The 13491-nt window shown below is 73.3% G+C and carries 11 protein-coding genes; 9 read left to right on the top strand and 2 right to left on the bottom strand.

Annotated elements, in window-relative coordinates; genetic code table 11:
* Position 1 precedes the first annotated feature (1 nt).
* Positions 2–2836 carry a response regulator gene (locus tag ACBR40_RS42255; protein ID WP_344205952.1) on the bottom strand — a complete coding sequence of 945 codons (2835 nt, stop codon included), beginning with the start codon at positions 2834–2836 and terminating at the stop codon, positions 2–4.
* Positions 2837–2993: 157 nt separating this feature from the next.
* On the opposite strand from ACBR40_RS42255, the gene ACBR40_RS42250 reads away from it, so the two are divergent.
* The 7 genes from ACBR40_RS42250 (at position 2994) to ACBR40_RS42220 (ending at position 9016) form a co-directional block, all read left to right on the top strand.
* On the top strand, positions 2994–3680 hold the full coding sequence (locus tag ACBR40_RS42250; RefSeq protein ID WP_344205950.1) for a response regulator: 687 nt from the start codon (positions 2994–2996) through the stop codon (positions 3678–3680).
* A gap of 8 nt (positions 3681–3688) precedes the next feature.
* Positions 3689–4528: a glutamate ABC transporter substrate-binding protein gene (locus tag ACBR40_RS42245; RefSeq protein ID WP_344205949.1), complete on the top strand. Its 840-nt coding sequence runs from the start codon at positions 3689–3691 to the stop codon at positions 4526–4528.
* A 105-nt stretch (positions 4529–4633) separates the two neighbouring features.
* On the top strand, positions 4634–5377 hold the full coding sequence (locus ACBR40_RS42240; protein WP_371252373.1) for an amino acid ABC transporter ATP-binding protein: 744 nt from the start codon (positions 4634–4636) through the stop codon (positions 5375–5377).
* Between the two features lie 13 nt (positions 5378–5390).
* Complete coding sequence (locus ACBR40_RS42235; RefSeq protein ID WP_344205947.1) at positions 5391–6218, top strand: glutamate ABC transporter substrate-binding protein; 828 nt, start codon at positions 5391–5393, stop codon at positions 6216–6218.
* Between the two features lie 4 nt (positions 6219–6222).
* On the top strand, positions 6223–6891 hold the full coding sequence (locus ACBR40_RS42230) for an amino acid ABC transporter permease (protein WP_344205946.1): 669 nt from the start codon (positions 6223–6225) through the stop codon (positions 6889–6891).
* Complete coding sequence (locus ACBR40_RS42225; protein WP_344205945.1) at positions 6888–7679, top strand: amino acid ABC transporter permease; 792 nt, start codon at positions 6888–6890, stop codon at positions 7677–7679. Before ACBR40_RS42230 ends, ACBR40_RS42225 begins: the two co-directional genes overlap by 4 nt.
* 23 nt (positions 7680–7702) lie before the next feature.
* A complete protein-coding gene (locus tag ACBR40_RS42220; RefSeq protein WP_371252372.1) occupies positions 7703–9016 on the top strand; it encodes an amidase in 1314 nt (437 codons plus the stop codon).
* Positions 9017–9124: 108 nt separating this feature from the next.
* Here ACBR40_RS42220 and ACBR40_RS42215 read toward each other — a convergent pair whose 3' ends face one another.
* Positions 9125–10498 (bottom strand): OFA family MFS transporter, encoded by a 1374-nt coding sequence (locus ACBR40_RS42215; RefSeq protein WP_344205943.1) that lies wholly within the window; start codon positions 10496–10498, stop codon positions 9125–9127.
* A gap of 88 nt (positions 10499–10586) precedes the next feature.
* On the opposite strand from ACBR40_RS42215, the gene ACBR40_RS42210 reads away from it, so the two are divergent.
* Both ACBR40_RS42210 and ACBR40_RS42205 read left to right on the top strand, forming a co-directional pair.
* Positions 10587–12449: a DUF2264 domain-containing protein gene (locus ACBR40_RS42210; protein ID WP_371252371.1), complete on the top strand. Its 1863-nt coding sequence runs from the start codon at positions 10587–10589 to the stop codon at positions 12447–12449.
* Positions 12450–12484: 35 nt separating this feature from the next.
* Positions 12485–13489: a glycerophosphodiester phosphodiesterase gene (locus tag ACBR40_RS42205; RefSeq protein ID WP_344205941.1), complete on the top strand. Its 1005-nt coding sequence runs from the start codon at positions 12485–12487 to the stop codon at positions 13487–13489.
* The last annotated feature ends 2 nt before the right edge of the window (positions 13490–13491 follow it).

Here is a 13491-nt window from a genome sequence, read left to right as displayed (position 1 = left end):
CTCAGCCGAGCATCCACTGGGGCGTCTCCTTGAGCAGCTCGTCCAGCTCCTCGACGGCCTCCCGCTCGACGGCGCCGGCCCGCGCCAGGTCCTCGACCCGCCGGCACAGCTCGGCCTCACGGGTGGCGCCCACGGTGGCGCAGCTCCCCTTGAGCCGGTGCGCCAGTGCCTCCAGCCGCGCGTGGTCGCCGGCGTCGGCGGCGGCGCGCAGGTCCTCGAAGGTGCGCCGCGCGGTCGCGAGGTACGCCTGCGCCACGTCCGCGACCGCCTCGGGCGACAGCCCGGCCAGCTCCGGCGGCAGGCTGCCGTAGGCGGCCCATTCGGGGACTCTGGCCAGCACCCGGGGCCAGTCCACCGGTTTGGCCAGGTGGTCGTCCATGCCGGCCTCCAGGCAGCGGACGCGGTCGTCCGGCATGGCGGCGGCGGTCATGGCGATGATGGGGGTGCGCGCCTCCTCGCGCCGCCGGATCTCGGCGGTGGCGGCGAGGCCGTCGAGCACGGGGAGCTGGCAGTCCATGAACACCAGGTCGTACCCGCCGGTCAGGACGGCCCGCACGGCCTGCGCGCCGTCGTCCACGGTGTCCACCTCGTGCCCGGCCTGGCGCAGGACGAGCATGGCGACCTGGCGGCTGACCTCGTCGTCCTCGGCGACCAGGATGCGTACGCCGCCGGGCTCCGCCGCCGGGTCCTGGACGAGCTCGCGCGGCTCCCCGGGGCAGCCTTCCGCGACGCCGAGGGCGTTCTCGACGGCGGCGAGCAGGCGGCGGCGGCTGAGCGGCCGGGTGATCGACTGCACGGCCCGTTCGCCGGCGGCGGCCGGCCAGGCGAAGCGCGCCCGGCCGGGCGTGACGACCACGACCACGCTGGTGCTCTGGAGCAGCGGGTCGCTGAGGATGGCGTGCGCGAGCGAGCCGCTCCCCTCGGCGCCGAGGTCGAGGGCGACGACGGCCAGCTCGTACGGCCCGCCGCCGGCCGCCGCGGTGCGCAGCTGCACCAGCGCCGAGCGGGCGTCCCTGGTCTCCTGGACGGCGAGCCCGGCCTCGGACAGGTAGCGCCCGGCGAGCGCCCGGTCCTCGGGGCGGGCGTCGGCGACGAGGGCCCGCCGCCCCTGCAGCGCCCCGGCTCCCGGCTCCGACCAGGTGAGCACGTCCATCGGCAGCCGCACCCAGAACCTGCTGCCGACGCCCTCCACGCTGTCGAGCCCGATCTCGCCGCCCATCAGCTCGGTGAGCTGCCTGGCGATGGCGAGGCCGAGGCCGCTGCCGCCGGTGCGGCGGGTGATGGGCGAGTCGACCTGGCGGAAGACGCCGAAGACCCGCTCGCGGTCGTCCGGCGGGACGCCGACGCCGGTGTCGGAGACGGCGAAGCGCAGCGTCACCCGCGGCTCGCCCGGCTCGCCCTCCTCCAGGGAGACGTGCAGGTCCACGCCGCCCTGGACGGTGAACTTCAGCGCGTTGCCGACCAGGTTCACCAGGATCTGCCGCAGCCGCGCGGGGTCGCCGGCGACCTGGCGGGGCACGTTCTCGTCGAGGCGGAGCGTCAGCCAGAGCCCCTGCTCGTAGGCGAGCGGCGCGAGCGGCGCCACCACCTCGTCGCACAGGCGCGGCAGGTCGAACGGGGCCTCCTCCACCTGGAGGTGCCCGGCCTCGATCCTGGACAGGTCGAGGAAGTCGTCGAGCAGGCGCAGCACGTTCTGCGCGGACTCCTGGGCGGTGGTGGCGTAGTGGCGCTGCTCCTCGTCCAGGCGGGTGCCCATGAGCAGGGAGTTCATGCCGAGCACGCCGTTGATCGGGGTGCGGATCTCGTGGCTGATCTTGGCCAGGAACTCGGACTTGGCGCTGGAGGCGCTGACCGCCTCGTCCCTGGCGGCGGCCAGCTCGGCGGCGTAGCGGGCGAGCGTGGCCTGGGCGCGGCGGCGGCCGCGGGTGGAGTGGATCTGGATGCCGAGTCCGATGAGGATGAGCAGGGCGAGCAGGCCGGCGACGGTGACGACGGTGCCGCGCAGCTGCTCGGCGCTGGCCAGCGCCTCGGACGCCGACACCTCGGCGGTCACCGTCCAGCCGATGCTGGGGATGGGCTCGGAGGCCGACAGGACGGTGCCGTCGATGCCGCGGAAGCTGCCGTTCCAGGTGCGGCCGGCCAGCGCCGCGTCCACGCGCGGGTCCTCGCGCAGCGAGGTGAGGGCGTACAGCTTCCTGCCGGGGTCGGCGACGAGCACGCCGGCCCGGTCGGTGATGAGCAGCCGGATGTTCTGGGCCTCGGCGGCCTCCTCGGCGAAGCGCTGGATGGCGTCCAGGCTGTAGACGACGGTGAGGATGCCGAGCATGCGCTCGCCGTCGGCGCTGGGGATGGGCGCGGCGACGGCGACGGCGCGGGAGACGTCCCGCATGGTCGGCGTGTACGCCTGCGAGACGTGCGCCTGCCGGCGGTCGCGCACCGCGCGGTACCAGTCGGAGTTGCCGATGTCCTGGGGCAGCGCGCTCGGCGGCTCGGCGCCCAGCATCTCGCCCTCGGGCGAGGTGAGGATGAGACCGCTGACGCCGTCGTCGCGGGTACGTTTGAGCTCGGCGAGGTAGCCGCGCAGGGTCTCGGCGCCGGTGTGCTTGACGGCCTCGCGGACGCGGGGCTGCTCGGCGAAGGCGACGACGAGCTGCTTGAGCGAGCCCATCTGCTGCTCGACGACGACCCGGCTCACCGAGGCGGTGGTCTTGACCCGGTCGCTGACCTCGTTGCTCATCGCCTGCTCGGAGAGGCTGATGCTGGAGGAGGTCAGCAGCGCCAAGGGCAGCAGGCCGAGCAGTGTCCACAGGGCCGTCACCGCGAGCAGCCATCTCACCGGCGTCCGTCTCCTCCCGATCACCCGGCTCCAGACTAGGAGGGATCAGCCGCCGGTGGGAGGATCAACTTGAGCAGAATGCGCTAAAGTCGATCTTTATTAGCAAAAGCCACCTAAGCTGCACTGAACCTCTGTCAGATGGAGCGAGGAGCGTGCGGTGCCTCAGTCCAGGGACATCACCGTACTCATCGTGGACGACGACCCGGTCGTGACGGCCGCCTTGCAGGCGCAGGTCAACCGGGTGCTCGGGTTCAGGGTCGTGGGGATCGCCCACAGCGGCCACGCGGCGCTCGCCGCCGCCGCCCGTTTCGCGCCGCGCCTGATCCTGCTCGACCTGCACCTGCCCGACCTCCCCGGGCTGGAGGTGGCGCACCGGCTGAGACGCCCCGAGCAGCCGCCCGCGGACGTGATCGTCATCTCCGGCCGCAAGGAGTCGGCGACCGTGCGCGCCGCCATCCAGCGCGGCGCCCTGTACTACCTGGTCAAGCCCACCCGCACCGGCACCCTGGAGCAGACGCTGCTGCGCTACGCGGCCACGGCCGAGCAACTGGAGGCGAGCGGCCGCTTCGCCGAGCAGCAGGAGATCGACCGCATCTTCCGCTCGCTCCACACCGACCAGCCGTTCCGCCCGAAGAGCATCTCCGCGGCCACCGAGCAGGCCGTGCTGGACGCGCTGGCCGAGGTCGCGGAGGACGTCTCCGCGCACGAGCTGGCCGCCAGCATCGGCGTCAGCCGCGCCACCGCCCGCCGCTACCTGGAGCACCTGGTCGACCGGGGCCTGGTGGAGACCAGGCCGAGGTACGGTCCCACCGGCCGGCCCCAGCACCGTTACCGCGCTAGATGACGGGCCAGATGACCAGTTCGAGGAATGCGCTCGCCGCGCTGCTGTGCCTCGTGCTGTGCCTGGTGCCGGCGGGCTGCGGGCAGGCCGACCCGTTCCCCGAGGGCTCGACCATGGCCCGCATCAGGGACCGCGGCGTCCTCGTCGTCGGCATCAAGTTCGACCAGCCCATGTTCGGCTACAAGGACCCCGCCACCGGGCGGATCATCGGCTTCGACGCCGAGATCGCCCGGCTGGTGGCCCGCGACCTCACCGGCAGCGAGCGCAACATCCGCTTCGTCGAGACCGTCACGCGCGAGCGGGAGAACTTCATCTCCCAGGGCATCGTGGACCTGGTCGTCGCCACCTACTCGATCACCCCGGCCCGCGCCCGCCTGGTGACCTTCACCGACCCGTACTACTACGCGGGCCAGGACCTGCTCGTCCGGGCGGCCGACACCCGCATCCGCGGCGTTGCCGACCTCGACGGCAGGACCGTCTGCACGGCGATCGGCTCCACCTCCGCGGACCGGCTGCGTGCCGAGGTGTCCGGGGCCCGGCTGGAGATCGTCGACACCTACAGCGTGTGCGTGCCGGCCCTGCTGTCCGGCCGCGTGGACGCGCTCAGCACCGACGACACGATCCTGCTCGGCCTCCAGGCGCAGCATCCCGACGCGCTGCGGCTGGTCGGCAAGCCGTTCGGGCGCGAGCCGTACGGGATCGGCGTCCGCAAGGACGACCTGGCCTTCCGCGACTACCTCAACGGCCTGATCGCCCGCTGGCTGGCCGGCGGCGAGTGGGAGCGCGCCTACCGGGACACGATCGGCGTGTCCGGGGCCACCTCGGAGAGCTCCAAGCCGTCGGCCCGCTAGATCACGACCCGGCCCGATTCCTGAGCAGAACGATCACAAGCCCTTCCTGGCAACACGCGGCTCCTACGGTTACGCCATCGCGGACCGAGACAAGGAGCGTGACGCATGACACAGGAGGCCCTGATCGTCCTGGACCGGGTCAACAAACGCTTCGGCGACCACCACGTGCTGAGGGACGTCGATCTGACGGTCTCCAAGGGCGAGGTCGTGGTGATCATCGGCCCGTCCGGGGCGGGCAAGTCCACCCTGTGCCGCGCCATCAACCGGCTGGAGACCATCGACTCGGGCACGATCAGCGTGGACGGCACTCCGCTGCCGGCCGAGGGCAAGGCCCTGGCGCGGCTGCGGGCCGAGGTCGGCATGGTCTTCCAGTCCTTCAACCTCTTCGCGCACAAGACGGTCCTGGACAACGTCGTCCTGGGCCAGGTGCACGTGCTGAAGAGGCCGAAGGACGCCGCCGAGCGCAAGGCCCGCGACCTGCTCGACCGGGTGGGGATCGGCGGCCAGGCCGCCAAGTACCCCGCCCAGCTCTCCGGCGGCCAGCAGCAGCGGGTGGCGATCGCCCGGGCCCTGGCCATGGACCCGAAGGTGATCCTCTTCGACGAGCCCACCTCGGCGCTCGACCCCGAGATGGTCAACGAGGTCCTGGAGGTCATGACGGCGCTCGCCCGCGACGGCATGACCATGGTCGTCGTCACCCACGAGATGGGCTTCGCCCGGCGGGCCGCCGACCGGGTGGTCTTCATGGCCGACGGCGAGATCGTCGAGCAGGACACCCCTGACGGATTCTTCACGGCGCCCGGCAGCGAGCGCGCCCAGTCCTTCCTCGCCAAGATCCTCACGCACTAAAGGAGCGCACGTCATGTTCGGAAGGTCCCTCTACGCGGTGTTCGCCGTCATGGCCCTCGCGACCGCCTGCGGCGGCGGTCAGGACAGCTACGACTCCGTGGTGGACAAGGCGAAGAACGAGAAGAAGCTCGTCATCGGGGTCAAGGCGGACCAGCCGGGGCTGGGCCTGCGCACCCCCGACGGCGCGTTCACCGGCTTCGACGTCGAGGTCGCCAAGTACGTCGCCAAGCAGCTCGGCGTCGAGCCCGACGGCATCACCTTCAAGGAGACGGTGTCGGCCAACCGGGAGGCGTTCATCGAGCAGGGCCAGGTGGACCTGGTCGTGGCGACGTACTCGATCACCGACGCCCGCAAGCAGAAGGTGTCCTTCGCCGGGCCGTACTTCGTGGCCGGGCAGGACCTGCTGGTCCGGGCCGACGACTCCTCGCTGACCGGGCCGGAGACGCTGAACGGCAAGAAGCTGTGCTCGGTCGCCGGCTCCACCCCCGCCCAGAAGGTCAAGGCGGAGTACGCCAAGGAGGTGCAGCTCCAGGAGGAGCGGACGTACTCGGCGTGCGTGGACCGGGTGCTCGGCGGCCAGCTCGACGCCATCACCACCGACAACGTCATCCTGGCCGGCTACGCGGCGCAGCACAACGGCAAGCTCAAGGTGGTCGGCAAGCCGTTCAGCACCGAGAAGTACGGCATCGGGCTGAAGAAGGACGACACGGCCGGCCGCAAGGCGGTCAACGACGCGCTGGAGAAGATGTTCGCCGACGGGAGCTGGACCAAGGCGCTGCAGGCCAGCGTCGGCGCCTCCGGCTTCGCCCTCCCGCAGGCGCCGCAGCTGGAGCGGTACTGATCGTATGGAAGCCCTGCTGACCGAAGGCGGGACGATCCTCGCCGCGTTCTGGATGACGATCAGGCTGACGGCGGTCAGCGCGCTCGGCTCCCTCGTGCTGGGGACGCTGCTGACCGCCATGCGGGTCGCGCCGCTCGCCGCGCTGCGGGCGGCGGCGGGCACGTACGTGTCGGTGGCCCGCAACACCCCGCTCACGCTGGTGCTGCTGTTCACCGGCCTCGGCGTCGGCGCGAACCTGGGCGTGGAGCTGTCCGACGACATCGCGACCAACAACTTCTGGCTCGCCTGCATCGGGCTGACCGCCTACACCTCGGCGTTCGTGTGCGAGGCGCTGCGCTCCGGGCTGAACACGGTGCCCGTCGGGCAGGCCGAGGCGGCCCGCTCGCTCGGGCTCGGGTTCGTCAAGACGCTCCGGCTGATCACGCTGCCGCAGGCGTTCCGCGCGGTGGTGGCGCCGCTCGGCAGCATCCTCATCGCGCTGACCAAGAACACCACGATCGCCCTGGTGGTGGGCGTGAGCGAGGCGTCGGTGCGGATGCGGGAGATGATCGAGACGTACGGGGACCAGGTGATCGAGATCTTCCTCGGCTTCGCCGCCGGGTTCGTGCTGCTGTGCCTGCCGATGGGCCTGCTGTTCGGCTGGCTGTCGCGGCGGATGGCGGTGGCCCGATGAGCTACGCCAACCTCTACGAGCCTCCCGGCCCGCGCGGCGTGCGCCGCAACCGCGTGCTGGCCGGGACGGTCACGCTCGTCCTGCTCGCCCTCGCCTACGTCGTGTACGTGCGCTTCGACGAGAAGGACCAGTGGGCCGCCGACAAGTGGCTGCCGCTGCTGCGCGGCGACGTGTGGGCCACCTTCATCCTGCCCGGCCTGGCCGGGACGCTCGGCGCGGCGGTGGCCGGGGTGCTGCTGGCCGGGCTGTTCGGGCTGGTCTTCGCGGTGGCGAGGATGTCGGAGCACGCCTGGATCCGGGTGCCTGCGGCCGCGGTGGTGGAGTTCTTCAGATCGGTGCCGCTGCTGCTGCTGATCTTCTTCGCGTTCTTCGGCTCGTACATGGTCATCGGGGTGAACATCTCGGCGTTCGCCGCGGTGGTCTTCGGGCTCACGCTCTACAACGGGTCGGTGATCGCGGAGATCATCCGGGCCGGGGTGCTGAGCCTGCCGAAGGGGCAGCGGGAGGCGGCGTACGCGGTCGGCATGCGCAAGAACCAGGTCATGCGCCTGGTGCTGCTGCCGCAGGGCGTGCGGGTGATGCTGCCCGCGCTGGTCAGCCAGTTCATCGTGCTGCTGAAGGACTCGGCGCTCGGGCTCATCGTCGGCTACGACGAGCTGGTGGACCGTGGGCTGAACGGCATCGCCGCGAACTTCTCCAACGTCATCCCGGCCGCGATCCTCATCGCGGCGATCTTCATCGCCATCAACACCTCACTGGACCGCCTCGCCCACCGGCTGGGCCGCTGACCTGGTCGTACGACAATGGCACCATGACGATCCCCCTTCCCGGCCCGTTCACCGGACGCACCCTCGACGGCCTGGGGCGCGACCTGCGCTCCGGGCGCACGACCGCCGCCGAGCTGACCGCGCTCGCGCTCGACGCGATCGCCGGCTCCGAGCTCAACGCCTTCGTCACCGTGGACGCCGCCGGGGCGGCGAAGGCGGCCCGGCGGGCCGACGAGGAGCTGGCGGCCGGGATCGACCGGGGGCCGCTGCACGGCATCCCGGCGGGCGTGAAGGACCTCATCATGATCGCCGGGATGCGGGTGACGATGGGGTCGCGGCACTTCGCCGGCCACGTGGCGGACGAGGACGCGGCCTGCGTGGCCCTGCTGCGGCGGGCCGGGGCGGTCGTCGTGGGCACGACCACCACCCACGAGTTCGCGTACGGGCCGACCGGCGACCGCTCCGCCGGCGGGCCCGCCCGCAACCCGTGGGACCCCTCCCGTATGACGGGCGGCTCCAGCGCGGGCAGCGGCGCGGCCGTGGCGGCGGGGCTGGTCCCGCTGGCGCTCGGCACCGACACCGGCGGCTCGGTCCGCATCCCCGCCGCCCTGTGCGGGGCGGCCGGGTTCAAGCCCGCCTACGACGCGATCCCGGCGGACGGCGTCTTCCCGCTCTCGCGCACGCTCGACCACGTCGGCGTCCTCGCCGCCACCGCGTCCTGCTGCCGGCTCGCCTACGAAGCCCTGACCGCTTCCGGGCTCTCGGAGACGGTGGGCGAGGTCCGGGTGGGGTGGCTGGAGCCGGACAGTCTCTTCCCGACCGATCCGCGGGTCGCCGAGGCCGCGCGGGCCGCCGCGGGGCCGGTCGCGGGCGAGGCGCGGATGGCGCCGGAGGTCCTGGAGCTGTTCCGTGAGACGTACCTGGCGGTCCAGAGCGGCGAGACGGCGGCCGTGCACGCCGGCCGGCTGGCCTCGGCGCCCGGCCTGTTCGACCCGGAGGTGCTCGACCGCCTCCGGGTGGCCGCCGAGCTGCCCGCCTGGCGCTACGTCCGGGCCATGGAGGCCCGGCGGGAGCTGAAGGAGCACGCCGAGGCCCTGTTCGGCCCGTACGACGTGCTGGCGACGCCGACCGTCCCGATCCTCGCCCCGCCGATCGGCGCGCGGGAGGCCGAGCTCGGCGGCGAGCCGATCCAGGTGCGCGCGGCGCTGCTGGCCATGACCAGCCCGTGGAACGTGCTCGGCCGTCCGGCGCTGACCGTCCCGGCCGGGCTCGTGGACGGGCTGCCGGTCGGCCTGCAGCTCGTCGCCCGCCCCGGCGGCGAGGCCCAGCTGTTCGCGGCGGCCCGGCAGTGCCGCTGACCGCTCAGGCGAAGAGCTGGGCGAGCTTGAGCAGCAGGTTGTAGATGCCGTAGGCGAAGGGCAGGCCGACCCAGGCCCACGCCACCGCCATGAGCGCCGTGCGCCTGCTCATACGGTCTGTCCCTTCTCCTGCGTGACCGTCCCCCGGGACGGGTGCTCGTGGTACTTGTCCGCCACGGGCCGGATCAGCTCGTTGGCGAGGAAGCCGACCGCGAGCAGGCCGATCATGACGTACAGCGAGGTGGTGTAGAGGGCGGGGCCTGAGCGGCCGGCGGCCTCGCCGGCGTCGGCGACCGCGTTGACGATGAGCGGCCCCAGCACGCCCGCCGTGGACCAGGCCGTGAGCAGCCGGCCGTGGATGGCGCCCACCTGGTACGTGCCGAACAGGTCCTTCAGGTACGCGGGTACGGTCGCGAAGCCGCCGCCGTAGAAGGACAGGATGCCGAGCGCGCACACGATGAACACCGGCTTGGACGAGGCGCCCGCCAGCGCGATGACCAGGTACAGCAGCGCCCCCGCGCCCAGGTAGACGCGGTAGACGTTCTTGCGCCCGATGAGGTCGGAGGTGGAGGACCAGACGAAGCGGCCGGTCATGTTCGCCAGCGACAGCAGCGCCACGAACCCGGCCGCCGCCCCGGCCGCGACGGCGGCGGGCGTGCCCGCAAAGAAGTCGGTGATCATCGGCGCGGCCTTCTCCAGGATGCCGATGCCCGCGGTGACGTTGCAGCACAGCACCACCCACAGGCAGAAGAACTGCGGGGTGCGGATGGCGTTGCGGGCCGAGACGTCGGCGTCGGTGACCAGCGGGCGGCGGCCCGCGGCGGGCGGGGTCCAGCCGCGCGGGTGCCAGCCCTCGGGCGGCACGCGGACCAGCAGCACGCCCATGGTCATGAACGCCGCGTAGGCCACGCCGTGGACGAGGAACGTCAGCGCGATCCCGCCGGTGTCCGCGCCGAACGCGCCGAGCATCTGCGCCGACCACGGCGAGGCGATGAGCGCTCCCCCGCCGAACCCCATGATCGCGATGCCGGTCGCCATGCCGGGCCGGTCCGGGAACCACTTGATCAGCGTGGAGACCGGGGAGATGTAGCCGATGCCGAGCCCGATCCCGCCGACGACGCCGTAGCCGAGCACCACCAGCCAGTACTGCCGGGTGGCCACGCCCAGCGCGGACAGCAGGAAGCCGGAGGAGAAGCAGGTCATCGAGACGAACATGGCCCAGCGCGGCCCGTTGCGCTCCACCAGCGTGCCGCCGAAGGCGGCCGAGAGGCCGAGCATGACGATGCCGAGCTGGAACGGCAGCGCGCTCTGCGTGCCGGAGAGCCCGAGCGCGGACTCCAGCGGGGGTTTGAACACGCTCCACGCGTACGCCTGGCCGATGGCGAGGTGCACCGAGAGCGCCGCGGGCGGCACGAGCCAGCGGCTCCAGGAGGGGTCGGCGACGGTCCGGGACCGGCTGAGGAATCCTGCCACGCGCAACATACTGTATGCGGTATTGCGGACGCGGCGAATCTTTACGGCGAGCGGTCAATTCTTGTCGACGAACGGCATACCCGTGTTTGCTGGACGGGTGATCTCCCCCTACACCGGCTGGACCAGGGAGCACTGGGCCGCCCTCGCCGACCGCCTGCTCCTCGCCGCCCGCGCCCACGCCTCCCCCGCGCACGCGCGCGTCGCCTTCCCCGGGCCGCCCGGCGGGTACGGCCCCGACGTCGACGCCCTGGAGGGCTTCGCCCGCACGTTCCTCGCCGCCGGCTTCCGCGTCGCCGGCGAGGACGGGCGCGACCCGCTCGGCCTCATGGAGTGGTACGCCGAGGGCCTGGCCGCCGGCGTGGACCCGGCCTCACCCGAGCGGTGGCCCCGGCTGGACGAGCACGACCAGGCCAAGGTGGAGGCCGCCTCCGTCGCGCTGGTGCTGCACCTGACCCGTCCGTGGCTGTGGGACCGGCTGCCGGCGCGGGTGCGCGAGCAGGTGGTGGACTGGCTGGCCCCCGCGGTCGGCGCCGCCTACCCGCCGATCAACTGGGTCTGGTTCCAGATCGTCACCGAGCAGTTCCTGGCCTCCGTGGGTGGGCCGTACGCGGAGGAGGACATCGAGGCGGGGCTCGCCCTGGCCCGCACGTTCGAGCGCGCCGACGGCTGGTACGCCGACGGCCCCGAACGCTCCTACGACCACTACAACGGGTGGGCGCTGCACCTGTACCCGCTGCTGTGGAGCGAGATGGCCGGCCGCGACCCCGATCCCGCGTACCTGGCCCGGCTGGAGCGCTTCCTCGACGACGCCGTGCACCTGGTGGGGGCCGACGGCTCGCCGCTCGTCCAGGGGCGCAGCCTGACCTACCGGTTCGCCGCGGCGGCGCCGTTCTGGGCGGGGGCGCGGGCCGGGGTCGGCTCCCCCGGGCTGCTGCGCCGGGCCGCGTCGGGCATCGTGCGGCACTTCGCCGAGCGCGGCGCGCCGGACCGCGACGGGGTGCTCACCCTCGGCTGGCACGGGCCGTGGCGCGGGATCGCGCAGGACTACTCGGGGCCCGGCTCGCCGTACTGGGCGGCGAAGGGCCTGCTGGGGCTGTCGCTGCCGGCCGGTCATCCGGTGTGGACGGCCGTCGAGGAGCCGCTGCCGGTCGAGACCGGCGACTTCACGCGGGTGGTGCGGGCCCCCGGCTGGCTGGTCAGCGGGACGCGGGCGGACGGGATCGTCCGGGTCGTCAACCACGGCACCGACCACGCGCGGCCGGGCGCGCGCCTCGCCGACGCGCCGCTCTACGCCCGGCTCGGCTACTCCACGGCCACCTTCCCGCTGCTGTCCGGCGATCCGCTCGACCAGTCGGTGGCGGTGCTGGACGAGGACGGGCGGGCCTCCCACCGAACGGGGTTCACGGCGGGGCCGGTGTCCGCGCTGCCGTCAGGGACGCTGGTCGGCTCGTCGCGGTGGCGGGCCCGCTGGGGCGAGCAGGGCCCCGGCCCGGACCACGGGTACAGCCGGCCGGGCGGCGAGCTGCGTGACGGGCCGGAGGTGGAGGTCGTCTCGGCGGTGCGCGGCGCCTGGGAGGTCCGCTTCGCCCGCCTCCCCGCCGAGCGGGACGCCCGGACGTCCGCATCGGACCCCCGGGCCTCCGCATCGGACCCCCGGGCTGACGAGCCGGGCGGGCGGCTGCGTCTCGGGGGGTGGCCCGCGCCCGAGGGCGGGCCCGCGACCCGCGTGACCGGCGGCCCCGGGCTGACGGAGCAAGGTGTGGCGGTCGCGGCCACGCCGCTCGCCGGACGCACGCTGGTGCCGTGGTGCGCCACCCCGGGCCCGGCCGAGCCCGGCCGCTGGTACACCGCCGCGCTGCTGCTGGGCGAGGGCGGCTCGGGGGGCGAGCCGCCGGTGGTCAAGGACGACGTGATCACCTGGCCGGACGGCGCCACGGACGAGATCCCCTTGCCCGTCTGACACCGTGCGCGCCGCGCGGCGGTACGGTCGCCCTCGTGACCCAGACAGCGCCCATCGTGATCGGGCACCGCGGCGCGAGCGCCCACCGGCCCGAGCACACCCTCATGTCGTACGAGACCGCCATCGCCCTCGGCGCCGACTACATCGAGCCCGACCTGGTCGCCACCAAGGATCACGTGCTGGTGGCCAGGCACGAGAACGAGATCTCCGGCACGACGGACGTGGCCGCGCGGCCCGAGTTCGCCGACCGGCGCACCACCAGGACCATCGACGGCCGGCCTGTCACCGGCTGGTTCACCGAGGACTTCACGCTGGCCGAGCTGAAGACGCTGCGCGCCAAGGAGCGGGTGCCGGAGCTGCGGCCGGGCAACACGGCGTTCGACGGGCTCGCGGAGATCCCGACGTTCGAGGAGGTCGTGCGGCTCGCGCTGCGGGCGGGCGTCGGGGTGTACCCGGAGACCAAGCATCCGTCGTACTTCGCCTCCATCGGGCTGCCGCTGGAGGAGCCGCTGCTGGAGGTGCTCGGCCGGCACCGGGTGCGCGCGGCGTATATCCAGTCGTTCGAGACGGCGAACCTGCGCGAGCTGCGCGCCAGGACGGAGCTGCCGCTGATCCAGCTCGTGGCGTACGACGGCGCGCCCTACGACTGGGTCGCCGCCGGCGACCCCCGTTCCTCGAAGGACCTGGTGACGCCGGACGGCCTGCGCGAGATCGCCGGGTACGCCGACGGCATCGGCGTCGACACCCGGCACGTGGTGCCGCGCGACGCCGACGGCCGGACGCTGCCGCCCACGACGCTCGTCGCCGACGCCCACCGCCACGGCCTCGACGTGCACGTGTGGACGGTACGCGGCGAGAACTCCCAGCTCCCGGCCGACCACCGGGCGGGCGACCCGGCGAGCCCCGCCCACCCGCGGGCGATCGGCGACGTCACGGGCTGGCTGGCCAAGCTGCTGGACGCGGGGATCGACGGCGCGTTCTGCGACGACCCCGGCACGGCCCGCGCGGTGCTCGCCGAGCGGGCCCGCCGCCGGCGCTGACC

It is taken from the genome of Nonomuraea sp. AD125B (assembly GCF_041402765.1).
Classification (GTDB): domain Bacteria; phylum Actinomycetota; class Actinomycetes; order Streptosporangiales; family Streptosporangiaceae; genus Nonomuraea; species Nonomuraea bangladeshensis.
The sequence above is the reverse complement of the archived record's forward strand: the minus strand, read 5'-3'. Positions and strand labels throughout refer to the sequence as shown.